Genomic DNA, 26,417 nt, shown 5'->3' with positions numbered 1-26,417 from the left:
TAAGCGGCAAGCCTGTCGCTTTGTGACGACCAGACAACTTGGAGTTCAAGATGAAAGAGCACACATGTGACTGTCCGAACTGTAATTGCAAGGTAGGCACCCATGGCATTGAACGCGATGGCAAGCACTACTGCTGCCAGGCCTGTGCCGACCATCACCCTAAAGGGCAGGCGTGCGCCACCTCCAGCGGCTGCCATTGTGGTGACAAGGGGTAATCAGCTAAACCTCGCGCAGTTCTGCACTGCGCGATTCCTCTGGCGTAGAGCGACTCAAGTGGCCCGCCACTTCACATCCGCAACACCGTGTTTTTCCACCTCCAGACGGCTGGACTTGTTCTCGTTTTCACGACCTGGGCGGCCGATACGTACCACCCCCGCATCACACCCTGCCCAATGCCACGCAACGGCGTTATCCATGCGTGCCAGGCGGATGATGAAAGATTTCGGGGTCCCGTGCAGTGTGTATTCAATAACGTAAAGCTTTGCCGAATTCATGATTCAAAAAAACCTCCCTGTGGTTTGTAAGTGAGTCTGTGGCCATCAAAAAATTCCGTTTAATTGACAAAGGTCGAGGTGCACTTCGACCCGGGTATTGCGAGCGAGCAGCGTTTTTTTGACTGTGCGGGCAAACGCTATGCACACCTAGCGTAGTCCTTAACAAAAATAACCCCCCGATCTGCGAAAAGGCGCTGCTGCAGGGGTAAACTCCCGGCTTTTCTGAAGGAGTTTCTATGAGTCTTTACCAGCCCGGCATTCTCGCCAAACCCGTGCCCTCTCAGGGGCGCTACATGTTTTTCGCCCTCAGGTCGGTAGAAGCACTGCCGGCAGCGCTCGACGTTTTGTCGCAATGGGTGGATGGCAAAAGCGTAGTGGCAGGCTTCGGGTCGCCGCTGGTAATTGCCCTGGGCGCGAAAATTCAGGGGCTGCGCGTGTTCCCGGCACTCAATGCCATGGTTGAAAACCCGTCGACCCAGCACGCCCTGTGGTTGTGGTTGTTGGGTGATGACCGCGGCGAACTGCTGCATCGCAGTCAGAAGATCGAGACCGCGCTGGCGCCTGCGTTCAACATGCTGCAAGTGACCGAAGGTTTCCGCTACGGCTCCGACCGAGACCTGACCGGCTATGAAGACGGCACCGAAAACCCGGTGGACGAAGCTGCGGTAGCAGCGGCCATTGTCGCCAATGCCGGCCCTGGCCTGGACGGTGGCTGTTTTGTCGCGGTGCAGCAGTGGCAGCATGATCTGAACGGTTTTGCCGCGCTGCCCCAGGCCGAGCAGGACAACATCATCGGCCGTCGCCTGAGCGATAACGAAGAGCTTGAAGACGCACCGGCTTCGGCCCACGTCAAACGCACCGCCCAGGAGAGCTTCTTGCCCGAGGCCTTCACCGTGCGTCGCTCCATGCCGTGGACGGAAAACGGCAAGTCCGGGCTGATGTTTGTCTCGTTCAGCCGGACCCTGAATGCCTTTGAAGTCCAGTTGCGTCGCATGAGCGGCCTTGAAGACGGCATTGTTGACGGCCTCTACCGTTATAGCCGGCCATTGAGCGGCGGTTATTACTGGTGCCCGCCGATGAAAGACGGGCATATGGATTTGAGCGCGGTTCGCCCGGCTTAACCCTGTAGCGCATTTCTTGTAGGCGTCGCCGGACGCAGCCTCGTTCCTCGTCAGCTGCTACGGGGGGAGTGCTTTCAGGAATTGTCTGATTATTTTTGTCATGCCCCGGCCTCAGGCTTGGGGCATGAAATCCACTCCCCAAGCCGCCCGAAAACTTCTCCATCTTTTTGCCTGCGGCCTCTTAGTTGCGGTTTTCGCGAGCTCGTTCGTTTACCTGCGGGCAGTCTTTAACGAAGAAGTGTCCCAGCGCCGCAGCATCATGAACGAGGCGGTGTTCAACGCTCAGGATTTTTTCGTCAGCCGCCAGACCCTGCTCAAAAGTCTGGTCCTGGCAACGGTGCCTGACATCGCACAGTCTCAAACGCCTGGCAGTGTCGATCCGCAAGAAGAGATCAAAATCAGTCTGGGCAGCGATGCGGGCCATTGGAGCCTGTGGCTTACCCGACGAATGATGGACTATCTGCACGAGAGCAAAGTCAATCTGCTGTACGTCCCGCCAACCGATCAACCCGAGGTGGTACGTCTGTTTGACGCGTCCCCCGGCGTGGAAGCCTTGCCCCGGGTGGTCTTGCAACGTTTGGCCGAGGAGGGCGACAGGGCGTATTCCTTTGATGATGACCTCTGGCTGACCGACAACAAGGTTCTGGACTCCCCGTTCTATTTATTCGCACGCCTTGATAGCCGCAATCTGTCTTCCGGCTGGTTGGGCATTGAAGTTGAAGTGCCGGACCTGATCGAGGCATTACGCAGTGACAGCGCTGGCGATTTCATGTTGCTGGACGCGCAGGGGCAGATCATTTTCACCAATGCCGCGCAGTCCACCCTGGTGGATTCATTGCACGCCCTGGAAGCCAAAAATTCGTTTGGCTTTATTGGTTCAGGGTGGTTCCCCGACAGCCTGGCGATCCGCAAAAAACTGGGTTATTCAGGCTGGCAAATCGTCTATGCCGTGGACATTAAATCGTTGCTGCCAGTATTGGGCTGGCCTTTGGCGGCTTGTGTTCTGCTGTTCATTGCCGTCTGCATCGGGCTGCGCTTTTTGATCGTGCGCATCGACCGGCGCCTGATTACTCCGGGCGAAAACCGGATCCAGGCGCTGGTTGAAAGTGAAGCCTTCAGTCGAGCTGCATTGCAGGTCGCGCCGGTCGCCTTGTGCGTCATTCGCCGCATGGACGGCACGGTGGTACTGGAAAACTCGCTGTCGCAACAGTGGTTAGGCAGTAGCAGTGAGCGTGGCAAGTTGTGCCATGGCTGGATTCATCGCGCTTTTGAAGAGCCCGACCTGAGCAACAGCGATGAAATTGAGATGGAAGATGGTCGTCTTCTTAACCTCGCGTTTGCTCCGACCCGTTACAAAAGTGAAGACGTGCTGATTTGTGCGTTCAGCGACATAAGTGCGCGCAAACAGATAGAAGTGACGCTGGAGCGTGCCCGACAGCTGGCGGATCGGGCCAATGAGGCCAAGACCTTGTTTCTGGCGACCATGAGCCATGAAATCCGTACGCCTTTGTATGGTGTTTTAGGCACCCTTGAATTGCTGGCGCGCACCGACCTCAACGATCAGCAAAACAACTATTTAAAAGCCATCGAGCGCTCTTCCGGCAATCTGTTGCAGCTGATTTGCGACGTACTGGATGTGTCGCGCATTGAGGCGGGCCAACTGCAGCTTGAGCTCACCACCTTCAGCCCGATGGAATTGATCGAGGAGGTTATTCAGGGATATAGCGGTGCTGCCCAGGCCAAGGGCCTGCAGCTGTTTGCCCTGATTGATTCGACGGTGCCCGAGTGGCTCAGCGGGGATGTCACCCGTATCCGCCAGATCCTCAACAACCTGCTCAACAACGCCTTGAAATTCACCGACTACGGAAAAGTCGTGCTGCGCCTGAAAATGGACAGCCGCGATGATGAGCGGGTCATGTTGCACTGGCAGGTCTCGGATACCGGTAAAGGGATCGCCCATGAAGAACAGGCCCACTTGTTCGAGCCCTTTTATCAAGTGGAGTCTGCCCAGCACGTGGTCGCGGGTACGGGGCTATCCATTTGCAAGCGTCTCATGCACTTGATGAACGGCACCATGCGGTTGGTCAGCGAGCCGGGCCTGGGCAGCAGTTTTACCCTGCATTTGCCCTTGGTACAGGTCAAGGCACCGTCGCGCCTGTGCCCCTTGGGCGAATTGTCTTCCAGCGTTGTTTATGTGGTTTCGCCCCTGCGCGAGCTGGCTGAATGTTACTGCGCCTGGTTACGGCGCTGGGGCGCGCGGGCTCATCTGGGAGTCCCAAAGCAGGGCGATGCCCTTGACGATGCGGTGTTGCTGGAGCTGCACCCGGGCTCTGCCCGGCATTTGCTGGAGCCCGATTGGACGGGGCCGCTGGTGGTGGCCGCGAGCGACAGTTCGCAGCCGCTCTCGACTGGAAATCCTTGCTGGCACGCCGACCTCAATAGCTTGCAGGACGTATACCGTGCCCTGTGCGAGGCACAGGGGATGCGCACAGACAGTCATTTAAAAACGGCAGCCGCCAGGGCTGAGCTCAACCTGGGATTACGAATCCTGGTTGCCGAAGACAACGTCATCAATCAGCTGATTTTGCGTGACCAGCTCCAGGAGCTGGGCTGCACAGTGACATTGGCCAGTGATGGTCTGGAGGCTCTCGAGCTCTGGCAGCAAGGGACATTCGATCTGATTTTGACCGACGTCAACATGCCAAGAATGAACGGTTATGAGCTGGCCGCCAGGTTACGGGCCATGAATATCACTGAGCCAATCATCGGGGCAACGGCCAAGGCCATGCCCGACGACTCCGAGCGTTGCCTGAGCGCCGGGATGAATTACTGTCTGATCAAGCCTTTTACGCTGCACACCCTATACAACTGTCTTCAGCACTTTTAAAGGAGGATCCAGTGAAGCCCTATCGTGTACTGGTCGTCGAGGATCATCCCTTTCAGCATGAGTATTTACTGAATGTATTCAGCGAAGTGGGGGGCTTTGCAGTTGACACCGTTTGGGATGGTGCGGGTGCCTTGCAATGCCTGGCCCGTAATGACTATGACCTGCTGCTCAGCGATTTGCTGATGCCGGGCATGGATGGCGTGCAATTGATCCAGAAGATTGCGGCCCTGAAAAAAACACCGGCGCTGGCGCTGATGAGTGCCTCGTCACGGCGAATGTTGATCAGTGCGGGCCTGGCGGCGAAAAACCTGGGTATTACAGTGGTCGGCCTGATTTCCAAACCGGTGGAAATCAATGCCGTCATGCGTTTGAAAGAGCGCATGGCGATCTTCCGGCTCAACGGTGACATGCACCCTGCACCGGGTATAGAGGTCGATCCGCAAAGTATCGAAATGGCCATGGGCAACGGCCAGATCCAGGCGTGGTTTCAGCCCAAGAAGTCTCTGCGCAACGGCAATATTCTCAGCGCTGAAGCGCTGGTCCGTTGGGCTCATCCCGAGGTCGGGCTGTTATTGCCCAAGGATTTTCTGGCGCTCTTGATCAACCAGGGGCTGGAGGAGCGACTGCTGTGGCTGATGCTGGAGCAAACGCTGCAGGCACAAAGAAAGTGGCGCGAGCAGGGCTGGGATATACCGGTCTCAATCAATTTGCCGACCCACTTGCTGGACAACCACGATCTGGCCGACCGCTTGCGCGATTATGTGATGGCTGATGGCGGTGAGCCGCGCAGCATCGTGTTTGAGCTGATGGAAAGCTCAACCACAGAGGAACTCAGTAACTACTATGCTGGCGCCTGCCGCTTGCGCATGATGGGTTTTGGCCTGGCTCAGGATGACTTCGGCAAGGGTTTCAGTTCTTATTTCAACCTGGTCTCAACCCCCTTCAGCGAACTCAAGATCGACCGTTCGCTGGTGCATGGCTGTGTTGAAAATGAAAATCTGGCGTCGGCCCTGCGCAGTCTCGTGGAGCTGAGCCGAAAGCTGGGCCTGACGGTCGTTGCTGAAGGGGTCGAGACACAGGCAGAACTTGCATTCTTGCGTAGCATTGAGTGTGATCAGGCTCAGGGATTTTTGATCTGCGGTGCCGTCTCATGCACGGATTTCGAAACCCTGCTGCTCGAAGACAGCTCCAAGCCATCCAGGAACTAGCCCCCCTGTAAGAGCGAGCTTGCTCTCGAGCCTTTGATTCAGGTTGTAATCAACAGCTCGCGAGCAAGCTCGCTCCTGCAGGGGCATTCCCGCTTTAGTTGCGTCATCAATATGGAGTCAGGCAATGCGCGAGTTAAAGGTTGTGATTGCCGACGATCACCCGGTGGTCCTGGTGGGGCTTCGGGAAGTGATTCAACGGGACAAGTGTTTCAATCTTGTCGGCGAAGCCCTGAATTCGTCGCAACTGGTGGAGCAGCTGGTAGTGCATCAACCAGCCTTGTTGATTACCGATTTCAACATGCCCGGTGATGAGACCTATGGTGATGGGCTGCAACTGATTGAGTACCTGATTGAACATTTTGCGGGGGTGAAAATCCTGGTGCTGACCATGGAAAGTAATCCGCTGATTATTTCTCGCTTGCTGGAAATGGGCGTGGCGGGTGTGATTGCAAAAAATCATATCTACCAGGAAATTGGTAAAGCGCTAAATGCACTGGCCAATGGCCGGCCCTATGCCGGGCCGGCGGCTCCGGCCACGTCGGTGATCAGCAACCTCAAGGTCATAGATGAGCGCTTCTCTACACTTACACCCCGCGAAGTTGAAGTGTTGCGGCTGTTTGTGGCCGGCAATAGTGTGGGTGACATCGCCCGTCAGTTAAATCGAAGCGTCAAAACAGTCAGCACCCACAAAGTATCTGCGATGCATAAGCTGGAAGTGCTAAATGACCATGCTTTACTCACTTACTGCATCAAGGCTGACCCCTGGAACTTGTAGTCGTTGCCCAGGCACGAGGCTGCGAATGGCGACGAAGGAACCCGACAGATCACAGTCCCATAGCGGGTCAGCGACTACACAGAATGTTGGAGTTATGTAAGCCATGCCGCAAATGAAAGTCTTATTGGCCGACGATCACCCGATTGTGTTGATGGGGGTGCGTGAAATCATCGAGCGCGACCCGCGTTTCAAAGTGGTGGGCGAAGCGCTGAGTCCTTCCGAATTAATCGAAAAGATTTCACTACTGCGTCCGGACGTGATTATCACGGACTACAACATGCCGGGCGACGAGCATTACGGCGATGGCTCGCGTCTGGTGGAATACCTGCGCCGGCATTTTCCCGAGCCGCGGATCATAGTGCTGACAGTGATTTCCAATCCGCAGGTTTTGACCTGGCTATATGAATTGGGCATCAGCGGGGTCATATCCAAGAGCTCGGGGCTGGAGCAGATTCTGGTCGCACTGGATGCGTTCTATCGTGAGGGGCATTACCAGCAAGACATGCCTGACGAAGCGTCGAGTGACGCGCTGGATGATGTTGCGAAAAGTCTCAGCCAATTAACCGTCAAGGAATTTGAAGTCCTGCGACTGTTTGCTTCTGGCATGGCGGTCGGGGAAATTGCGCAAAGCCTGAACCGCAGTATTAAAACGGTCAGCACCCTGAAGATTTCGGCAATGCGCAAGCTTGATGTCGACAATGATCAGGCGTTGCTGATCCTGTGCCTCAAAGCCAATCTGTTCACCTGACCGGCCGAGTTTACTGGTAGATCATTTCCATCAGCAGCGTTGAGCTGTAGCTGCCGACTGCGGGCATTTGATCGCCGATCCTGACTGGCCGCACCGAGAGCTTGAGCTTTAACAGTGTGTCTTCAACAGTGAAGGTATGCTGTTCACCCAGGGTCAAATCCACCGCTTTACCGCTGCCGCTCATGTCGCTCAGGCGGGTTTTGAGGCCCACTCTGTCGAGGGTGGTGCGCAGCGTGTTGCTGTCAAACGAACCATTGCCCGCATTAAAGCGCAGTAGCACCTGGCTGCCTTTGAGGCATTGAAAATTCAAGTCCACATCAGTCCATTCAGAACTGTCTGCGCTCAGTACGCTCAGGCTCGCCTTGGGGATATCGACACTCTGCGACGTCGGGAAACTGGCCGTGCAGGGCGGTTTTATCAGGGTGCCGGTGATATCGAGCCGGCTGGCTTCCTCATCGCCATACGCTGTGCCGCAGCACAGCGTTACGCTCGCCAGCAGTGCTGCAATCAGGCTGACTCTGGCCTGCATGAACATCTCACAGGTACTCGAGGGTAATGACCGACGAACCGGTAAAAGTACCCTCGGTCTGTGCGGCGATCGCATACAGCTTGGCGGTCAAACCAAGGTTTACGGTGCCGCTTTGATTGGTCAGGTTGCGTTTCGTCCCGGTGACATTGGCCACGGAGTTGTCACTTTTCCACGACAACGTATACACAAGGTTAGCCTTGCTGGTAGTCGCATTGGTGGTTGAGCCTGAAGAGACGCCCGAAGCCTTGATGCTGACGTTCAGCGCCGAGTTGGCCGGGCAGTTCAGGGTGACTGGGATATCGACACTGCTGGCGCTGCTTATCTGGTCGGTACGGATACTGCCAAAGTTGGCGGTCAAGGTTTTGCTGCTGGTCAGGGAGCAGGGCGCTTTTGTCAGGGTGCCACTGACGTTGATGGTGACGGTGTCGTCTGCATACGCAGAGGTGCACGCCAGACCAGTGAGAAGGGCTGCAGCCATTGATAAGCGCAAGTTCATGATCGGTTCCTGTGGTCATTCAGAGGTAGTTGATGTTGAGGGTGTATTGGCTGGTGAAACTTCCAGTGGGTGAAACGCTGGTATTAAGACGCGGCCGGAAACCCAGGCGAATGGTATTGGCGCCTGTAGTCAGGTTTAGCGTGCGCGGACTGTTGAAGGTCACGGCAGAGTTGTTATCGGTCCAGGTGGCGGCCATCGACAGGCCGGCCAGGGTGGTCGCCGAAACCCCGGGGCTGCCACTCACAGCACTTTGCGTGGGCACCAGCGTGGCGGTTGCCTGGGTGCCGCGGGTGCAGTTCAACGTGACATTGGCCAGTTGCTGCGAGGTCGCAAAGTCATTGCTGTTCAGGGTGCCGAAGTTAAGGTTCAGGGTATTGTTCGAGCCCATGGTGCAGGCGGGATTGATAATCCTGAATTTCAGCGTCAGGGTTTGAATTTTATCGACGTAACCTTCGTAGCCTTTGATGGACGTGCTCGTCAGCGCAAAGGTTATCGAATAATTGCCAGGCTTCTTCACACCGGCGGGCATGTAATACAGCACGCTATAGGGAACGATGGTACCGACGGGTAATCTCTGGCAGACACTGCCGTTGGGTGACATGCAAGTGGTTGAGGCGACACCCCACGGACTTTGGGGAACTTGCCCTCCAGCATCCGACCACGCATAGATGGGCAAACCTGTGTCTACTGTCTCGGTCCAGACCTGGGTGTGTTGCAACGATGAGCCATACGGGAAATTGCGCGTCACTCGGCAGCTGCCAGTCATTCTTGTTTCGAAATACTGCCCCGGGGCCAGGTCGCCCAGATTCACCACGCCCGTGGTGCCGGTCGGGGTACACGTCAGGTTGTTTTCAATCAGTGCAAAGGCCTGTTGGCAACCAAGGCCGAACAGCAAGCCAAGCAGCAGCAAGCCGCGTTTCACCCAGCGCGAGCCGGGCAGCAGGTTTGTTGAGTTATGCATCGGGAGTACCTTGAGTGTCTGCATGTGCGGCCGATGGGGTATCGCAACTGATCTGCAGTTGCCCGATGCCCGTTTCTGACAGCGTGTAATTGTTCAGGTCAAGATCTGTGGCGCACCACTGCCGGCCGCTGACATTGATCACCAGTCGCGACTTTTCGGGTACGCCGGTCAGAAATACCCGACCCTTGTCCGCCACCATGGCGTTGCTCAATAAGGCGCCATCCAGTCCATACACCTGAGCCTCGGCAGCAAAGGGTGCCGGCTTGCCATCTTTGGAGCTGAGGCTGATCAACAGACGGCGACCGTTACGGGTCTCGAAGTTGGCCAGTACAAAGGCGCCACGATTGGGGGTCACTTCCTGCACCAGTTGCTCGACGTCGGTGTTGTCCGATAACGAGTCGGTATCGAGCGCTACCTTGTTTTTGCGGTAGGGCTGGGCAGAAGAAATAATCGTGTAACCGCTGCTGTTGGTTTTAACCCCGCTTTTGGTCAGCACACCGACGTCCCCGGCACCGGGGGTGGCCACGATGATGTTGGTCTCGCCCAAAGGCTGGGTGAACATCAGGGTGTCACGGGTGGCGACGATCGCACCTTCCACGCCATAGTCCGTCTGGCGGGTGTTCTGGTCCTTGTTGTAAGACCCGTGCCAGATGGCATTGGCCGCGTTGTAACGGGCGGCAACCGAACCGCCGAGCAAGCGCTCGTCGTCACTGACTTGCTGATTGATGCCCAGGTTGTAAGACAGGGTGTCGTTCGGGAAATACGAGCCGCTGAAGGTGGCGTTGCGGCTGGCATTACCGCCCGAATCCTGACTGTTGCTCAGGCCCAGACGGCTGCTGCTGCCCGGATCGCCCAGGGGAATACTCACGCTCAACGATACGCTGCGAATGTCATCACCGATGCCGCTGTTCTGCGCCACCCCCACGTTGTAGGACGCGCGACCAACACTGAAGCTATAACCCAGTTGCACCGAGGTATTGCTCTTGGCCAGGTTCCAGTAATCGGTTTTGGTCAGGTTGGCGTACATACCGCCGTAGGAGCCGAATTGCTGCGATACGTTGGCGGTAAAGCTGCTTTTCATATGACCGCTCAAGTACGGGGTATACATCGCACTTTCAGTCAGTGTTTCGTCCACATAGGGTTCGAGCGAATTATTGGCGCGCGCATTGATCGCTTCGTTAAAGCTGTAATAACCGCTGGTGGAGTAGCGGTAGCCAATCAGGCTGAAACTGGTGTCTGTCAGGTCGATCGACTTGGAATAACGAAAACGGTAGGACTGACCCGAGAGGGTTTTGGAGTCCGGGCCCATGTCGTCGCTGATGGCATGGGTCACGTCCAGCGAAATGGCGCCGAAACCCGAAAAGTCATGGGCAAAGCCCGCAAGCACAGAGTGGTACTGCTCACTGACGATGGTGCCACCGAACAGGGTGGTACCGTCAGTCAGACCCCGGCGGTAGGTGCCTTGTACAAAGCCCGGTTTTTGCGGGTTCAAGGCACCGTCTGCAGGGCGATACTGGCCTGCGGTCACGGCGTAACTTTGCTGGCCTTCACGCAACATGTAGGGCACGGACGAGAACGACTGGATATATACCTGGCGTTCGCCATTGGGGCCTTCAACCGTGACTTCGATATCACCGTTGCCAGAGGTCGAGTACAGATCCTTGAGCGCAAACGGGCCGGACGGCACCCACTGTTCGCTGATCACATAGCCGCGCTGGCGCAACGTCACCAGCGAGCGGCCATTGGCCACACCACGAACTACAGGCGCGAAGTTGCGCGAGTCATCCGGCAGCATGTCCAGGTCAGAAGCAATGCCCACACCACGGTAGGAAATCGTGTCAAACAGATCGCTGTCGGTTGAGCTTTCACCGACAGTGGCAATCGCCATCAGGTTGCCCAGGTCCCGCTGGACATAGGTGTCCACGGACTTCCAGTTGCCATCGACGTTGGTGCTCTTCTGCCAGGTCGAGAAGTTGCGAAAGCGCCAGGCCCCACTATTGAAACCGCTGTGCACACTGCCGAACTGGGACTGACGATTACCGGACTGGTTCTCGTAGTTGCTGCCCGAAAAGTTATAGTTGGCAAAAGCGACTTGCTCGCCATCGCTCCAGCTTTTACGGCGGGTTTCGAATGGAATACTGCCGATATAAGCCTGAGGCACTTGCAGGTCAAGATGCTGTTTATTGAAGTCGTAGTCATAGGTGATACCGGTCAGGTCGCCCTGGAAGTACACACAATTGTCAGCACTGACCTCAGTGTTTTTCAGGCGCTCGGGATCAACGCCAAAATCAGTCAGGGCCTGAAGGCTGAAGCAGGGAAACAAACCTGAAGGTGTCGATGTCTGGCTCGGCGTTTCGCGGACGAACTGCAAGTCGCGCTGTTCGACATAACGGTTGCTCAGTGACAGGTCGACACGATAAATACCCGGAAGTTGGCTTTGGCTCATGGCTTTTACTTGCTCGGCTACTTCGGCCGAACTGTTACCGCCACCAATTTCCAGAAAGGAAGAATCGAAGCTGTAGTCCGCGCGAACGGCAGTCGTTGTGAGACTGATCGCACTGAGGGACAGAAGGCCCCAGTAGTTTATTCGGCGCGCGAAGGCGCACATGCGCAATCGCAGCATGAGATAGTTCTTCCAGTCGGCGTGTAGTTCAGTATTCAGCGAGCTATAACAGGTGTTGCTTTAACGGTGCTGCCGTACTCATTGATGTAACTGAACTCGAGGGCGTCGCTGTTTTTCAGCGGTATTTTGGTCGTGACGGTAGTACCGGGCTTGATAACTTCAGGCATGCCTTGGCTGGCGCTGTTATTAATCAGCAGTTCACTGACAACAACGTTATAGCCCGACGGGTTATGCACACTTAAGTGGCCGCCATCCGCTCGCCATTGAAGCCCTTCAACGGCTTGCACCAACGTGCCTTTCAAGTCGGCAGGGCGATAGAACAGTTTGATCGTGGTCTTGAGTGCAATCTGCAACACGTTCTGATTACGCTGTTCTTCACTCAGAGCCGGGATCGCCTTTACATTGAGAAAAAACAGGCTTTCTTTATCGTTCGGCAAATTTTGTGTGCTGGTCGCAATGACCCGCAAAATGTTCTGGCTATTGGCATCCAGGCGGAACAGTGGCGGGGTGATGATGAATTCATCTGCGCTCTCGTCCGGCTTGTCGAACGTGCTGACCCAGGATTGCACCAGATACGGTACGCCGTCGTCACCGGAGTTTGAGAGTGAAAGATTGGCTTCCTTGTCCTTGCTTTGATAAATAACCCGCGTAGAGCCGATATTGACGCCCGCTTGAATCTGGGGCAGCCAAAAGACTGCGGCCAGTGTCAAAAAGGCTGCAATTTTAAAACGCATGTAGGGTGTCCTCTGTTTAACGTAACGAATGAGCTCGCGCTGAAGCACGAGCTCTTTCGTTTAGAAACACTGGTTACTTGTAAGTAACGTCGAAGCTGGCCAGGGCGTTAACTTTACCGGTGCCGATACCGCTTTTTTCTTCAGTGTCTGCAGCCAGACGTACATAGGAAGCGGTGAAATCGAAGGTGTTGCCTTGAGGGCGCAGTACGTAATCAGAGCTGGCGGTGTTCAGTGCCAGTTTGGAGCCGGTGCGCGCATCGTTGATCTGAATGCCGACGCCAGCTACCTGGTTTTCACCGGTCATGCCCAGTACGGTTGCATCGCTAAGGGCTTGTTGGCCGCTGAACTTGATCGAGGCGTTTTTCAGGGTTGGACCGCTGCAGTTCTCCAGAGAGATAGAGAACGGAGTGGCGCCGGCTGTTGAGCCAACAGTGCTGGCGAAGTCAGCGATACGAACCTGGCCCATTTCAACGGGCTTCCTCACGCTATCGCTGCTGATGGTGCATGGGTTGTCGTTGATTACACCGGTGAATTCAACATGGCCATCGGCCGCTTGAGCAGTCGCCGCTGCCATGACGATCAGCATCGAAGAACCACAAAGTGCCGTGTATTTGCCTATTTTTTGAAACATGAGAGACGTCCTTTACAAACAGATGAAGTGTGATATTCATTTTAAGTGTCCGCCTGTTAACGGCTTGCCGCAGCAGGTGTTGCACAGGATGCAATTGAACGTAGAGGAACCCCATCAGACGATTCCTGTTCGTCGCTTCAAGATTGATCCAGGGGCGCAAAGAGCTCTAAAAGTGCGTAGATACCTTGGCAGGTTGTGGGCTTGCCAGGCTCCACCCAGCTAAATGACGGCGCTGAATAATGAAGCAAGCAAAGGTACGTCTCGGTGCACTGGCACTGAGTTCTCTGCGATTGAATAAGCTGTTGCTCCTGCTGACCGGACTTGCCCTGTTGTTGGTGAGCATGAGTTATTGGGCAGTTAACCGTTTGTTGATGGAGGAGCGCGAAAAGACGGAATTTCACTTCGCACGATTGATTGAAAGTATTCATGAACACGAAGACTTTTTACGCGTTGGTGCTGAAAGTTATGATCACGCCAGTGGCAACTTTTCGATGGACAACAAGCCGCGCTCGCACATTGAGTTGATGCGTCAGGGCGATGAAGTTTTATTTCAAAACCGGGACACGGCCAAATCACTGCCGTTTACCGTCAGTCAGCGCGACAAGTTCAGCCTGGATGAAATGCAGGGCGTCTATTCGTTTGGCGTGCAGTTGACCGATCTGTTCACGGCTTACTGGTCCGACTCTTATTATCCGGCACCGCAAGTGTTTGTTTTTTCACCCACCGCTCAGTTCTCCATTGCCGTTCCCGGTATTGATGGCACCCGCCAGTATCCGTTGTTGTTCAAGAACAATTTCTTTGATGTGACCAAGCGTTTGTACGACGCGTTTTTGCCCCGGCGTTATGTGCTCAGCAGTGATCAAGTGTTGTGGATGAAAGCTCCGCTCGAGCTCATTCAAAAGCGAAAATACATAGTGGGCGCTATCAATGTCGATCTTCCCGATCGCTTTATGCAGGCGGCTAATGAGGGGAGCTCGGTGATTCTCAGCGCCCTGCTCGATGTCAGCGATGTCAGCGACCTTGAACGCTTGTTGATGCGCCCCACCAACAGTCGCCTGACCCTCATTTCCCCTGCTGGCGACGTGCTGTTGGGCGACGCTCAGGATGTCGAGGAGCTGGCGCCGGGGCTGAGTTTTACCCGAGACGGTCTGCGCTTCAAATTGACTTCGGGCGGGGCCGACCCCTGGATCGGTCTGTACGCCATTACTTATCAGAACTTCTTTGGCTATGCGAAATGGCCCTTGATGGGCGCGGCCGGCCTGTTTGTGTTGTTCGTCCTGATTGGCTGGCGCGTCAACCGCTGGTATCGGGTGCGGATCATCGAGCCTGCTCAGCGCTCCAGCCAGACCCTGGCTGAAAGTGAAGAGTTCAATAGGGTCATGCTCGATAGCGCTCCCGTTGGCCTGTGCGTGGTAGAGCGCGGAACCGGAGTCATATTGCTGGAGAACCAGCGGGCTCAGCAGTGGCAGGGCACGCCAGAGCTGATCGCATTATTGAAGCGTGATTACGGTGAGCGCGAGCTGAGTGAAGTGCAGATTGAAGTGGCAGGGCGCTACCTTCAGGCCTGTATTGCATCCACTCGTTACAAGGGCAAAAACGTGGTGCTGTGCGGTTTCAACGACATCACCCGGCATGTGGATGACGCCAACCTGATGGAGCAGGCAAAGCTCGCGGCCGATGAAGCCAGCAAGGCCAAGACCCTGTTTCTGGCCACCATGAGCCATGAAATCCGTACCCCTCTGTACGGGGTGCTGGGCAATCTTGAGTTGCTGGAACTCACGCCCCTGAATGAGCGCCAGCATGAGTACCTGAAAACCATTCAGCGTTCATCCACTGTCCTGTTTCAGTTGATCAGCGATGTGCTGGACGTCTCCAAGATCGAGTCCGGGCAAATGGCGGTGCAGGCCCAACCCTTTTGCCCTCTGGATTTATTTGAAGATTGCGTGCGCAGTTACTCGGCGGCAGCGAGCAATAAAGGGTTGAAGCTGTTTGCCTGTGCGGACGCGAACTTGCCGCCACTGGTATGCGGGGATGCAGTGCGCATCCGGCAAATCATTAATAACTTGCTGAGTAACGCGATCAAGTTCACCGATTCAGGCCGGGTTGTTCTCAGGCTCAAAGTGATCGGCATTGAACCGGACCATGTGTCGCTGCAGTGGCAAGTGTCTGATACCGGTATCGGAATCAGCGAGCAGCAACTGACCCGCCTGTTCAAGCCTTTTTCCCAGGTCGGTGGCAGCGAGCGGGCAGGCGGGGCAGGGCTGGGTTTGTCCATTTGCTCGCGGTTGAGTGAAATGATGGGCGCCAACTTGCGGGTGGTCAGTGAGCCGGGGCTTGGCAGCAGCTTCTCATTACAAATGTCCCTGCCCGTGATTGCCGGCGCGCTGGTCAACAGTGCAGACATCGATCTGCGCAATCTGAACATCCATGTCCGTGCGCCGCTTAAGGATATCGGCCAGAGCCTGGTTGACTGGTTGAGCATCTGGGGCGCGCGGGCGCAGCTATTGCCGGTGTCGGAAGCTGAAGACCGGGATGCGATCCTGCTGGACATCGTTGCGGGTTCCGGGCAATCGCAGCAAGGCCCGGGTGAGCGCGTCATTGCGACTGAGTCGGGCCGCAGCCAGGCGCAAAGGACGGCTCGGGGATGGGAGGTCAATGCGTATGACATCCGGGCGATTGCCCGAACCTTGATGCAGGTGGCGCAGGGAACTGCACCACAGCTGAGTGCCAATGTGCCGCAGCCGCAGGCACGTCTGGAGTTGAATGTGTTGGTGGCCGAGGACAATCCGGTCAACCGCGAGATCCTCAAGGAACAGCTTGAGGCTCTGGGTGTTCGGGTGACATTGGCAGAGGATGGCGAGCAAGCCTTGTTGCGCTGGAGCGAGGGCTCGTTCGATCTGGTGATTACCGATGTGAACATGCCCAGGCTCGATGGTTATCAGTTGACCCGGCGCTTGCGTGAGCTTGATCCGGCTGTACCGATTATCGGTGTGACCGCCAATGCCATGCGTGAGGAGGGTGAGCACTGTCTGGAAGTCGGGATGAATGCGTGGCTGGTCAAACCCTTGAGCCTGAGCACCTTGCGCCAGACCTTGTGTGCTTATTGCCCGCAGGCAACGCAGGCAACGCAGGCCCCTGCGCCCGGGCTGGAGTCCGCCGCCAGGGTTGAGCACACAGACGACCTTGAAGGCTGGATTACGCTTTCGCCGGCCATGCATCGCCTGTTTATCAGCACCATGCAGGAGGACCTGGCCCAGGCCGGGCTGGCACTGCAGCAAGGCGATACATCGAAGCTGGTCAGTTATGTGCATCGAATGAATGGTTCATTTGCCACGGTCTGCGCGGTCAACCTGGCGGCGGCATGCAATGAGTGTGAAATCGCCTTGCTGCGTGAGTCCTTGAACCCTGAGTCAGCTGTGGCGATCAAGGCATTGCTTAAACGCTTGCACGGCGCGGTGGCGAGGATGGTTGAAGGGGAGCTGTACCCCGGCGGTTAGCGATGCAGGTTGAGAGCGGGTGCGGCCCGCTTGCTACAAACGCAGCTTGCGACGGATTCTTTCCACCCGGTCACTGTTAGGGCCCAGCAGCTCCTGGCGCTCTCGCAGGGTGGCAATGTAGCTCTCGCGGGTTCGCAGGATATGGCGGCTGAGCAGTGTCGCCAGCGCGCCATGCTTACCCGCCTCAGCGAGCTCGATCATCTGTCGGTGATCGTTGAATGAACGGTCCGGTTCATGCCGGGCGCGCCGGGCCAGATGCGTGCGCAAGGCCGCAACACGGCCCAGGTTACGTTCGTAGGCATCCACCAGATAACGGTTGGCGCTGAACTTGAAAAAACTCAAGTGGAACTCGGTGTCGGCAGCGCCGTAGGCCAGCCTGTCATCCTGCTCCAGCGCCCTGATCATCTGCGCCAGGGCATCGCGCAGTGCCTGCAGGGTGGCCTCGGGGTTACGCTCAAGCGCACGACGTGAGGCTTCGACTTCCAGGGTCACACGGTGCTCGCAGAGCTCGACAATGTCGTCTTCGGTTGGACTGAATACGTAGCTGCCGGATTTGGCCACCACGTTCACCAGCCCCTCGGTCTGCAAGAGTGCCAGAGCTTCGCGAACCGGCGTGCGGCTGACCTCAAAGGCGGCGGCCAGACTTTCTTCGGACAGCGCCTCGCCCAGGTCGAAACGCGCCGAGACAATGGCTTCACGGATCTCATTGGCCAGACGCACGGCGAGGGATTTTTCTACGGATTTGCTCATCGGATCTACGCAGTTTTTTTCGCCGAGCCATGGCTCAAGGCTGTGGGGGCATCATGATAACGGAACATCAGCTTTAAACTTGTATACTAGTTGTTGTACCTTAGATTCGTCCCCCCAACAATAATATGGACGTTTCAATGGCCACTTCCCAAGCGCTTCCGTCATCTTCTTTGCCCACCTTGCTCGATGCCTTGCGCGAGCTGCTCGGTGAGCGTTTAAGCACCAGCCGTGCCGAGTGCGAGCAGCACGGCCGTGGTGAGTCTTACCACCCGACCTTGGCGCCGGACGCGGTGTGTTATGCCCAGACCACTGCCGAGGTCGCGGCCATCGTCAAGCTTTGTGCCGCACAGCGGGTGCCGATCATCGCCTTTGGAGGCGGTACTTCTCTGGAAGGGCATGTGGGCGCCACCCGGGGCGGGGTTTGCATAGACCTGAGCCGCATGCAGCGAATCATTACCGTGCGCCCTGATGATCTGGATGTGACCGTCGAAGCGGGCGTCACGCGCATGCAGCTCAATGCTGAACTGCGCACCACCGGGCTGTTCTTTCCGGTCGACCCCGGAGGTGAAAGCACCCTGGGCGGCATGGCGGCAACCCGCGCATCAGGGACCAATGCCGTGCGCTACGGCACCATGCGCGAGAACGTATTGAACCTCACCGTAGTGCTCGCCGATGGCCAGGTGATCAAGACCGGCGGCCGCGCGCGCAAGTCTGCGGCAGGCTACGACCTCACCCGCTTGTTTGTCGGTTCAGAAGGCACGCTGGGGATCATCACTGAAGTCACTCTGCGCCTTTACGGCATTCCGGAAACGACTTCGGCGGCAGTCTGTACCTTCCCCTCGATCGCAGCGGCGGTGAGCTCGGTGGTCTCCATCATTCAGTACGGTATCCCGGTGTCGCGCGTTGAGCTGCTGGATGCGCGCACGGTGCAGGCGGTTAACCGCTTTTCGAAGATGGCGCTGGCCGAAACCCCGACCCTGTTTTTCGAGTTCGCCGGCACCCCGGCCAGTGTGGCGGAGCAGGTAGAACTGACTCGCGAGATTGTCCAAAGCAATGGCGCGCTGGGGTTTGAGGCAGCAGCGGATGCCGATGCGCGCAATAGCCTGTGGCGTGCCCGGCACAATGTGCACTATGCGATGCAATCTATGCGCCCTAATGCGCGGATCTGGAGTACAGACGTATGTGTACCGATCTCGGCGCTGACCCAATGCATTACCGAAACCGCCGAAGATGTCGCCAGGCTTTCTTTTTTCGTGGGAGTGGTGGGGCATGTGGGCGATGGCAACTTCCACCTGGCGCTGGTGGTCGATCCGGATAACGAGGCAGAAATGGCCGAGGCCGAAGCGCTCAATGAGCGTGTGGTGGAGCGCGCCATTGCATTGGAGGGCACGTGCACCGGTGAACACGGCATTGGTTCGGGGAAGATCAAGTACATGGACCTGGAGCACGGTGCGGCAGTCGGTGTGATGCGTCTGGTCAAACAGGCTCTGGACCCGTTTGCGCTGATGAACCCGGGCAAAGTTTTGCCTGAGGCTTGATGCTCGAATGTCAGGCCAGCAACTTCAGTGCCGTTGATGAGTGTGCTGAAAGGGGAGGAGGCGGGCCGTTTTCCGGTCTGGAAGAGCGAGGGCAAAACTAATACCCCAGACACAAGAAAGCCCGCACTAGGCGGGCTTCTTGTTGGTTCGATTTCATCTTGCGATGAGCCTGAACCGGTGTTTGGTGGCTACACAGGGACTTGAACCCCGGACCCCAGCATTATGAATGCTATGCTCTAACCAACTGAGCTATGTAGCCAATGGCGCGCATTATTCCCTCGTACTGGACATGTGTCAAGCAAATATCTGAAATTTTTCTCTGTGCTATCAATTGCTTAAGGTTTTCATGCCTGGGATGGAAATCTTCTGTAAAAAAATGGCACATTGACGCACCTGCAAGTGCACATTCACCTGTTGTCCGGAAACTAAAATGTCCCTTAGCAACGCTCAAACAAAAACAACCGATTCCCCCTCAGTCCCGCAATCCAGCCCTTTAGTCATGCGCATTATTGGCGCCGTGGCGCTGGCGCATCTGATCAATGACCTGATCCAGGCGGTACTGCCGTCGATCTACCCGATGCTCAAGGCCAAATATGACCTGACATTTACCCAGATCGGTCTGATTACCCTGACGTTCCAGCTCACCGCTTCGCTATTGCAGCCCTGGGTCGGCTATTACACCGACCGTCATCCCAACCCGCTGTTACTGCCCTCGGGCATGGTGTGTACCCTGATCGGGATTTTGATGCTGTCCCAGGTGGGCAGCTTCCCGCTGATTCTGGTCGCGGCGGCTTTGGTCGGTGTCGGCTCGTCAACCTTCCATCCCGAGGCTTCCCGGGTCGCGCGACTGGCATCAGGCGGACGCTACGGTCTGGCGCAATCGACCTTTCAGGTGGGCGGTAATGCCGGGTCGGCCTTCGGTCCGTTGCTGGCTGCGGCGATCATCATTCCTTTTGGTCAGGGCAATGTGGCCTGGTTCGGTCTGTTTGCGCTGTTCGCTGTAGGGCTGCTGTACGTCATCAGCCGCTGGTACCGCAATCACCTGAACCTGTTCAAGCTCAAAGCCGGGCAGAAGGCCACCCACGGCCTGTCAAAGCAGCGCGTCATCGGGGCGCTGGTGGTATTGGGGCTGCTGGTGTTCTCCAAGTATTTCTACATGGCGAGTCTGACCAGCTATTACACCTTCTTCCTGATTGAAAAATTCGGCGTGTCGATCGCCAATTCGCAAATGTATTTGTTCCTGTTCCTCGGGGCGGTTGCCGCGGGTACGTTCTTCGGCGGCCCGATTGGTGACAAGATCGGCCGCAAGGCCGTGATCTGGTTCTCGATTCTGGGTGTGGCGCCGTTTACCTTGCTGCTGCCCTATGCCGATCTGTTCTGGACCAGCGTCCTGAGCGTGGTCATCGGCTTTATTCTGGCATCGGCGTTTTCAGCCATCGTGGTCTACGCGCAGGAACTGGTGCCGGGCAATGTCGGCATGATCGCCGGTATTTTCTTCGGCCTGATGTTCGGCTTTGGCGGGATTGGTGCTGCATTGCTCGGTCATCTGGCTGACATTCATGGCATCGAATATGTCTACAAGCTGTGTTCGTACCTGCCGTTGTTCGGTGTGCTGGCGATCCTGCTGCCACGGACCAAAAAGGTTTGATGAGTCGCGGGTCACCGGATTTTTTCAGTGACCCTTTTTTCGTCTGTTTGCGTGGTAAAGCCAAACGTCAGCAGGGCACTTTCAACGGTACTCATGTGCTGTAAGCACAGTTGCCACGGTGCGGAAACCGCATCGGCCAACTGATCGCCGGAGACCTTCACCAGCTGTGGTCGCTCATCATCCCTGGCGATGGATGCACACCCTGCGGCGACGTTGCTCAGCCGTTCATGCAATGAGGCTGGCGGTGGTCCTTGTTCCTTGCGCAAGGCATCGGCAAAGGCTTCGGCGAACAGCAAGGAGCTGGCGTACAACCGCACGGCGTGGCGTTCGTAACGGCCGGCAATGTCTTTTACCTCTCGTGACACAAAGCGCCCGCGCAGCGTCCAGCGCGCGGTGTTGCGCGCCATGCTGATACCGTTTTCCAGGGCAATCAGGCTGTCGTGAGCGCGAGAGAAGATCTGCACCGCACTTTGAGCCCTGGCCGCGTCCTTTGCTTCGAGGGCCTGAAGACTTTTGCTGAAGCCCGAGGCGAGTTTTTCCAGCAAGTCTTTTGCCGAGCTATCAATGATTCCGATGGGGTTGGGGGTAAGCAATATCTGGCTGAAGATCAAGCCCACGGACGCACCGACCACCACATCCAGCATGCGCACAAAGCCTGCGCTTTCAGGGCCGACGGCCAGCATCAGAACTGCAGAGACCCCGGCTTGAATCGGCACCACGGCCCCCTGTCCGTAAAGGGCTGCAATGGCAATCGCAAAGAACGTCGCAAAGCCGATGCGCAGCAAGGGATAGGAGTCCGGCAGCCACAAGGCGGCCTCGCCCACGATAATCCCGGTGGCTACTCCGAGCATCAGGCCTACAGCCTGTTTGCCATGGCTGGGCAGGCCGGGCGCCAGACAGACCACGGCACTGATGGCGGCAAACACGGGGTGGGCATGGCCAAAGAAATATTTGGCGAGAATCCAGGCCAGTGCAGCCGCGATGGCTGATGCCAGAGCGTCGCGCCAGCCTGACGCCCAGCGTGTTTTGACTTTGTCTGTTATGGAGTCTGCGAAGTCACTGAGGGATTTGGCGCTGGGGATCATCGATGCTCCCGATCTTGGTAATGGATGGCGTTAACCATAGACCCTCACGGCGGACCAGAGTGCTGGATGCAGCCTCAACCAGGTACAAGACCAAAAAAAACCGCGCCTGGGCGCGGTTTTTTTATACGTGTGGTGTTTTACACGTTGAAGCGGAAGTGCAATACGTCGCCGTCTTTAACGATGTATTCCTTGCCTTCCAGACGCCACTTACCGGCTTCTTTCGCACCGGCTTCACCGTTGAACTTGATGAAGTCGTCGTATGCGATCACTTCGGCACGGATGAAGCCTTTTTCGAAGTCGGTGTGGATTACGCCGGCAGCCTGCGGAGCCGTAGCGCCCACTTTCACGGTCCAGGCGCGTACTTCTTGTACGCCGGCAGTGAAGTAGGTTTGCAGGTTAAGCATTTCGTAACCGGCACGAATCACGCGGTTCAGGCCCGGCTCTTCAAGACCCAGTGCTTCAAGGAACATGTCCTTTTCTTCGCCGTCTTCCAGCTCGGCAATCTCGGCTTCGATCTTGTTGCAGACCGGAACCACGATCGCGCCTTCTTCTTCGGCAATGGCCAGCACTACGTCGAGCAGCGGGTTATTTTCGAAGCCGTCTTCAGCCACGTTGGCGATGTACATCACCGGCTTGGTGGTCAGGAGATGGAAGCCTTTGATGATTTGTTTCTCATCGGCATCCATGTTCTTGATCAGGCTGCGTGCCGGCTTGCCCAGAGTGAAGTGGGCAATCAGCTGCTCCAGCAGGGCTTTTTGAGCGACTGCGTCTTTGTCACCGCCTTTGGCGTTACGTGCGACTTTCTGCAGTTGCTTTTCGCAGCTGTCGAGGTCGGCGAAGATCAGCTCGAGGTCGATGATTTCGATGTCGCGCTTAGGGTCAACGCTGTTGGAGACGTGGATGACGTTTTCGTCTTCGAAGCAGCGAACCACGTGAGCGATTGCATCGGTCTCGCGGATGTTGGCCAAAAACTTGTTGCCCAGGCCTTCGCCTTTCGATGCGCCGGCCACCAGGCCTGCGATGTCGACGAACTCCATGGTGGTCGGCAATACACGCTGGGGTTTAACGATGGCAGCCAGTGCTTCCAGGCGTGGATCGGGCATCGGCACGATACCGGTGTTCGGTTCGATCGTGCAGAAGGGGAAGTTCTCGGCCGCAATACCAGACTTGGTCAGGGCGTTGAACAGGGTGGACTTGCCGACGTTAGGCAAGCCGACGATGCCGCAGTTAAATCCCATGGTGTTTCCCCTCGGATAAAGAGTCAGGCCTTCTGGCTGTGCAGGTTTTTCATCGCACGGTTCCATTCCCCGGCGAGGATATCCGGCAGCACGCCGAGGGCAAAATCGATGCTGGCGTCCAGTTTTTCCTGTTCGGCGCGAGGCGCACGACCCAGAACAAAATTGGACACCATGCTGGCGACGCCTGGGTGGCCAATGCCGAGCCGCAGACGGTAGAAATTATTGTTGTTTCCCAGTTGCGCAATAATGTCGCGCAATCCGTTATGACCTCCGTGGCCGCCGCCCAGTTTGAGCTTGGCAACGCCGGGTGGGAGATCGAGTTCGTCGTGGGCCACCAATATGGATTCCGGCGCAATGCGGTAGAAACCGGCAAGCGCCGCAACGGCCTGGCCGCTTCGGTTCATATAGGTGGTGGGAATCAACAGACGAACGTCCTGACCCTGGTGGCTGAAACGCCCGGTCAGGCCAAAATACTTGCGGTCTGCAACGAGGTTGACCCCGTTTGCCGACGCGAGACGCTCAACAAAAAGGGCCCCTGCGTTATGCCGGGTCTGTTCGTATTCGGTGCCTGGATTTCCCAGGCCAACGATCAGTTTTATGGCGGTCACGACAAGGGCCCTTCTATGGAGTTGTGGATAACATCGCCACTGACAGTTAGCGGCGAAAGCGGACAAAAAAGCGGGTTTACATGAGTAAACTTCGCGATCTTGTCCGCTTTACTCGCTGCGTGTTAGCTCGCGATGTTTCTCATAACTCCAGCACACAGAGTAATGAATTACTCAGCTGCTTCTTCTGGTGCAACGCGTGGCGCGTGAACGTTGGCTACTGCCAGGTCGTTACCGTGAGCCAGAGCTACGAACTCAACGCCTTTAGGGGCGGTGATGTCAGACAGGTGAATGATCGAGCCGACTTCGGCGTTAGCCAGGTCAACTTCGATGAATTCAGGCAGGTCTTTTGGCAGGCAGCTAACTTCGATTTCAGCAACAACGTGCGAGATCTCGCCGCCTTTCTTGATCGGAGCCGCTTCACCAACGAAGTGAACCGGTACGATTGCAGTCAGCTTCTGACCAGCAACAACGCGTACGAAGTCAGCGTGCATCACGTGGCCTTTAGCCGGGTGACGCTGCAGAGCTTTGATGATTACGTTTTGCTTTACGCCGCCAACGGTCAGTTCGATAACGTGGCTGTAAGCAGCTTCGTTTTCGAGCAGTTTGGCAACTTCTTTAGCCAGCATGCTGATGGATTCAGGGGCTTTTTCGCCACCGTAAACTACAGCTGGAACCAGGCTTGCGAGACGACGCAGGCGGCGGCTCGCACCTTTCCCCAGGTCGGAACGCACTTCAGCATTCAGAGTAAAATCGTTCATGTTGTATCTCCAAAATAACCACATCCGGCCTAGCGTTTGCGACCAGCGCTATGGACGGTATGGGCAAAAAAGCCCCGCCCCAACAGGCTGCTGGGGCGGGGCGCTTTTCGTCAGCGGGATATCTGAAAAGGGCAGGGCCCTTATCGGAACATCGCGCTGATCGATTCTTCGTTGCTGATGCGGCGAACCGCTTCAGCCACAACCGGTGCGATATCCAGTTGACGGATACGCGTACAGGCTTGTGCGGCAGCGGACAGCGGAATGGTGTTAGTCACCACCAGCTCATCCAGCATGGAATTTTCGATATTCTCGATTGCCCGACCCGACAGCACAGGGTGTGTGCAGTAGGCGAACACTTTGGAAGCGCCATGCTCTTTCAAGGCTTTAGCCGCGTGGCACAGAGTGCCGGCGGTATCGACCATGTCATCAACCAAAATACAGGTACGCCCTTCGACATCACCAATGATATGCATCACTTCCGAGTGATTGGCTTTCTCACGGCGTTTGTCGATGATACCCAGATCAACGCCCAGGGATTTGGCAACAGCACGTGCACGCACGACGCCACCGATATCCGGGGACACAATCATAAGGTTCTCAAAGCGCTGATCTTCGATGTCATCCACCAAAACTGGGGAGCCATAGATGTTATCTACAGGAATATCGAAGAAACCCTGAATCTGGTCAGCATGCAAATCAACCGTGAGAACACGATCGATGCCGACTACGGTAAGCATGTCAGCAACAACTTTTGCGCTGATAGCCACACGTGCGGAACGCGGACGGCGATCCTGACGGGCATAACCAAAGTAAGGAATAACAGCAGTAATACGAGTAGCTGAGGAGCGGCGGAAGGCATCAGCCATCACGACGAGTTCCATCAGGTTATCGTTGGTCGGAGCACAAGTCGGCTGAATGATGAAAACGTCTTTACCGCGGACATTTTCATTAATCTCAGCGGTAATCTCGCCGTCAGAAAATTTTCCGACAGAAATGTCACCGAGTGGGATATGCAGCTGACGTACGACACGCCGAGCCAGATCGGGGTTAGCGTTCCCCGTAAAGACCATCATCTTGGACACGCGCAGTACCTGAAGGCTGAGGGTAACCTGGATGAGTATAAGAAATGGCAGGGGCGGCTGGATTCGAACCAACGCATGGCAGGATCAAAACCTGCTGCCTTACCGCTTGGCGACGCCCCTGTATCTGTTGCTACGAGTACCGTGTACCCGTTTCCTTTGCCAGATCTTGTAGCTTGCGATGCAACATCGAAACGTTGCTTCCTTTTGCTACAAACCCTGTAAGGGTGTCTGTCAGAAGGTGCAGCACTTTATCAGCATCTGCTTCGTTTGGGAAGGCCCCAAATATACAACTTCCAGTTCCAGTCAATTTTGCTTCGGTATATTTACCTAACAAATTCAAAGCGTTACGTACTTCTGGATAACGCTCCTTAACTACTGCTTCGCAGTCGTTTCGGCTGTTTCCCTTGGGAACGGGGCGCACTTTAATGGGCAAAGAGTCACGTGTCAACAAAGGATCTGAAAATATTTCTGCAGTACTTACAGATACTTGCGGGACAAGTACCAAATACCAGGGTTCTTCCGGATCGACTGGCGTAAGAATTTCGCCAATACCTTCGGCGAAAGCGGCGTGGCCGCGAACGAAAACCGGGACGTCCGCCCCTAAACCCAGGCCCAGTGCGGCGAGTCGGTCTTCACTCCAGTCCAGGTGCCAGAGATGGTTGAGCCCCAGCAAAGTCGTGGCTGCATTCGAACTGCCACCACCGATGCCGCCGCCCATGGGCAAAACTTTTTTGATCCAGATGTCGATCCCCAGGGGGCAGCCGGATTGTTCCTGAAGTTTTCTTGCCGCCTTCACGATCAGGTTTGCATCGTGCGGGACTCCGGGGAAATCGGTGTGCAGGCAAATAACGCCATCATCACGTACCGAAAACGTCATCTCGTCGCCGTAGTCGAGGAATTGAAACAACGTTTGCAGTTCGTGATAGCCATCTTCACGACGGCCGAGAATGTGCAGCATCAAATTGAGTTTTGCCGGGGAGGGCAAAACCAGAGCATCTTTTTGCAT

The 26,417-nt window shown here is 56.2% G+C and carries 23 protein-coding genes and 2 tRNA genes; 9 read left to right on the top strand and 16 right to left on the bottom strand.

Annotated elements, in window-relative coordinates; all coding sequences use genetic code 11:
- The first annotated feature begins 50 nt into the window (after nucleotides 1-50).
- Entirely contained in the window at nucleotides 51-215 is a 165-nt protein-coding gene (locus ACP7BO_RS08235; RefSeq protein ID WP_073509524.1) for a metallothionein, read from the top strand.
- Between the two features lie 54 nt (nucleotides 216-269).
- Here the strand turns inward: ACP7BO_RS08235 and ACP7BO_RS08230 are convergent, their stop codons facing one another.
- A complete protein-coding gene (locus ACP7BO_RS08230; RefSeq protein ID WP_060695224.1) occupies nucleotides 270-494 on the bottom strand; it encodes a DUF6555 family protein in 225 nt (74 codons plus the stop codon).
- A gap of 236 nt (nucleotides 495-730) precedes the next feature.
- Between ACP7BO_RS08230 and ACP7BO_RS08225 the strand changes: the two genes are divergently transcribed.
- The 5 genes from ACP7BO_RS08225 to ACP7BO_RS08205 all read left to right on the top strand — a co-directional run bounded on the left by ACP7BO_RS08225 (nucleotide 731) and on the right by ACP7BO_RS08205 (nucleotide 7,233).
- Complete coding sequence (locus ACP7BO_RS08225) at nucleotides 731-1,615, top strand: Dyp-type peroxidase (RefSeq protein ID WP_426209502.1); 885 nt, start codon at nucleotides 731-733, stop codon at nucleotides 1,613-1,615.
- 124 nt (nucleotides 1,616-1,739) lie between these two features.
- Nucleotides 1,740-4,502, top strand: a complete 2,763-nt coding sequence (locus ACP7BO_RS08220) for a response regulator (RefSeq protein ID WP_426209500.1) — start codon at nucleotides 1,740-1,742, stop codon at nucleotides 4,500-4,502.
- An 11-nt stretch (nucleotides 4,503-4,513) separates the two neighbouring features.
- Nucleotides 4,514-5,710, top strand: coding sequence for an EAL domain-containing response regulator (locus ACP7BO_RS08215; protein WP_426209497.1), 1,197 nt, complete (start codon nucleotides 4,514-4,516; stop codon nucleotides 5,708-5,710).
- A gap of 124 nt (nucleotides 5,711-5,834) precedes the next feature.
- Entirely contained in the window at nucleotides 5,835-6,485 is a 651-nt protein-coding gene (locus ACP7BO_RS08210; RefSeq protein WP_426209495.1) for a response regulator, read from the top strand.
- 103 nt (nucleotides 6,486-6,588) lie between these two features.
- On the top strand, nucleotides 6,589-7,233 hold the full coding sequence (locus ACP7BO_RS08205) for a response regulator (RefSeq protein WP_426209493.1): 645 nt from the start codon (nucleotides 6,589-6,591) through the stop codon (nucleotides 7,231-7,233).
- A gap of 10 nt (nucleotides 7,234-7,243) precedes the next feature.
- Here ACP7BO_RS08205 and ACP7BO_RS08200 read toward each other — a convergent pair whose 3' ends face one another.
- The 6 genes from ACP7BO_RS08200 to ACP7BO_RS08175 form a co-directional block, all read right to left on the bottom strand.
- On the bottom strand, nucleotides 7,244-7,762 hold the full coding sequence (locus ACP7BO_RS08200; protein ID WP_426209491.1) for a fimbrial protein: 519 nt from the start codon (nucleotides 7,760-7,762) through the stop codon (nucleotides 7,244-7,246).
- Between the two features lie 7 nt (nucleotides 7,763-7,769).
- Nucleotides 7,770-8,258 (bottom strand): fimbrial protein, encoded by a 489-nt coding sequence (locus ACP7BO_RS08195; protein WP_426209488.1) that lies wholly within the window; start codon nucleotides 8,256-8,258, stop codon nucleotides 7,770-7,772.
- Nucleotides 8,259-8,277: 19 nt separating this feature from the next.
- Complete coding sequence (locus ACP7BO_RS08190; protein ID WP_426209486.1) at nucleotides 8,278-9,219, bottom strand: fimbrial protein; 942 nt, start codon at nucleotides 9,217-9,219, stop codon at nucleotides 8,278-8,280.
- The gene (locus ACP7BO_RS08185) at nucleotides 9,212-11,842 is read right to left on the bottom strand and encodes a fimbria/pilus outer membrane usher protein (protein ID WP_426209484.1); all 2,631 of its coding nucleotides are present in this window, start codon (nucleotides 11,840-11,842) and stop codon (nucleotides 9,212-9,214) included. Before ACP7BO_RS08185 ends, ACP7BO_RS08190 begins: the two co-directional genes overlap by 8 nt.
- Before the next feature lie 35 nt (nucleotides 11,843-11,877).
- Nucleotides 11,878-12,576 (bottom strand): fimbrial biogenesis chaperone, encoded by a 699-nt coding sequence (locus ACP7BO_RS08180; protein WP_426209536.1) that lies wholly within the window; start codon nucleotides 12,574-12,576, stop codon nucleotides 11,878-11,880.
- A 73-nt stretch (nucleotides 12,577-12,649) separates the two neighbouring features.
- Nucleotides 12,650-13,207 (bottom strand): fimbrial protein, encoded by a 558-nt coding sequence (locus tag ACP7BO_RS08175; RefSeq protein ID WP_426209482.1) that lies wholly within the window; start codon nucleotides 13,205-13,207, stop codon nucleotides 12,650-12,652.
- 239 nt (nucleotides 13,208-13,446) lie between these two features.
- On the opposite strand from ACP7BO_RS08175, the gene ACP7BO_RS08170 reads away from it, so the two are divergent.
- A complete protein-coding gene (locus ACP7BO_RS08170; RefSeq protein ID WP_426209480.1) occupies nucleotides 13,447-16,704 on the top strand; it encodes a response regulator in 3,258 nt (1,085 codons plus the stop codon).
- Nucleotides 16,705-16,737: 33 nt separating this feature from the next.
- On the opposite strand, the gene ACP7BO_RS08165 is transcribed toward ACP7BO_RS08170, so the two are convergent.
- Nucleotides 16,738-17,454 (bottom strand): GntR family transcriptional regulator, encoded by a 717-nt coding sequence (locus ACP7BO_RS08165; RefSeq protein WP_073509534.1) that lies wholly within the window; start codon nucleotides 17,452-17,454, stop codon nucleotides 16,738-16,740.
- Nucleotides 17,455-17,591: 137 nt separating this feature from the next.
- Here ACP7BO_RS08165 and ACP7BO_RS08160 point away from each other — a divergent pair, with 137 nt between their 5' ends.
- The gene (locus ACP7BO_RS08160; RefSeq protein ID WP_426209478.1) at nucleotides 17,592-18,992 is read left to right on the top strand and encodes an FAD-binding oxidoreductase; all 1,401 of its coding nucleotides are present in this window, start codon (nucleotides 17,592-17,594) and stop codon (nucleotides 18,990-18,992) included.
- Nucleotides 18,993-19,174: 182 nt separating this feature from the next.
- Here the strand turns inward: ACP7BO_RS08160 and ACP7BO_RS08155 are convergent.
- Nucleotides 19,175-19,251: transfer RNA gene (locus ACP7BO_RS08155), tRNA-Met, on the bottom strand.
- A gap of 171 nt (nucleotides 19,252-19,422) precedes the next feature.
- On the opposite strand from ACP7BO_RS08155, the gene ACP7BO_RS08150 reads away from it, so the two are divergent.
- Nucleotides 19,423-20,640, top strand: a complete 1,218-nt coding sequence (locus ACP7BO_RS08150; RefSeq protein ID WP_073509536.1) for an MFS transporter — start codon at nucleotides 19,423-19,425, stop codon at nucleotides 20,638-20,640.
- An 11-nt stretch (nucleotides 20,641-20,651) separates the two neighbouring features.
- Here the strand turns inward: ACP7BO_RS08150 and ACP7BO_RS08145 are convergent, their stop codons facing one another.
- The 7 genes from ACP7BO_RS08145 to ispE all read right to left on the bottom strand — a co-directional run bounded on the left by ACP7BO_RS08145 (nucleotide 20,652) and on the right by ispE (nucleotide 26,417).
- Complete coding sequence (locus tag ACP7BO_RS08145; RefSeq protein ID WP_397454803.1) at nucleotides 20,652-21,725, bottom strand: aromatic acid exporter family protein; 1,074 nt, start codon at nucleotides 21,723-21,725, stop codon at nucleotides 20,652-20,654.
- Nucleotides 21,726-21,862: 137 nt separating this feature from the next.
- Nucleotides 21,863-22,963 carry a redox-regulated ATPase YchF gene (gene ychF, locus ACP7BO_RS08140; RefSeq protein ID WP_397454802.1) on the bottom strand — a complete coding sequence of 367 codons (1,101 nt, stop codon included), beginning with the start codon at nucleotides 22,961-22,963 and terminating at the stop codon, nucleotides 21,863-21,865.
- A 23-nt stretch (nucleotides 22,964-22,986) separates the two neighbouring features.
- Nucleotides 22,987-23,571, bottom strand: a complete 585-nt coding sequence (pth, locus tag ACP7BO_RS08135; protein WP_003439790.1) for an aminoacyl-tRNA hydrolase — start codon at nucleotides 23,569-23,571, stop codon at nucleotides 22,987-22,989.
- A 167-nt stretch (nucleotides 23,572-23,738) separates the two neighbouring features.
- On the bottom strand, nucleotides 23,739-24,329 hold the full coding sequence (locus ACP7BO_RS08130; protein ID WP_060695187.1) for a 50S ribosomal protein L25/general stress protein Ctc: 591 nt from the start codon (nucleotides 24,327-24,329) through the stop codon (nucleotides 23,739-23,741).
- A gap of 140 nt (nucleotides 24,330-24,469) precedes the next feature.
- Nucleotides 24,470-25,411 (bottom strand): ribose-phosphate pyrophosphokinase, encoded by a 942-nt coding sequence (locus ACP7BO_RS08125; RefSeq protein WP_003439794.1) that lies wholly within the window; start codon nucleotides 25,409-25,411, stop codon nucleotides 24,470-24,472.
- Nucleotides 25,412-25,456: 45 nt separating this feature from the next.
- Nucleotides 25,457-25,531: transfer RNA gene (locus tag ACP7BO_RS08120), tRNA-Gln, on the bottom strand.
- Between the two features lie 10 nt (nucleotides 25,532-25,541).
- A complete protein-coding gene (gene ispE, locus ACP7BO_RS08115; protein WP_060695185.1) occupies nucleotides 25,542-26,417 on the bottom strand; it encodes a 4-(cytidine 5'-diphospho)-2-C-methyl-D-erythritol kinase in 876 nt (291 codons plus the stop codon).

This window comes from Pseudomonas sp. TWR2-1-1 (genome assembly GCF_049897045.1).
In the GTDB taxonomy this organism is placed as follows: Bacteria; Pseudomonadota; Gammaproteobacteria; order Pseudomonadales; family Pseudomonadaceae; genus Aquipseudomonas; species Aquipseudomonas versuta.
This window is presented reverse-complemented; position numbering and strand designations above follow the sequence as displayed.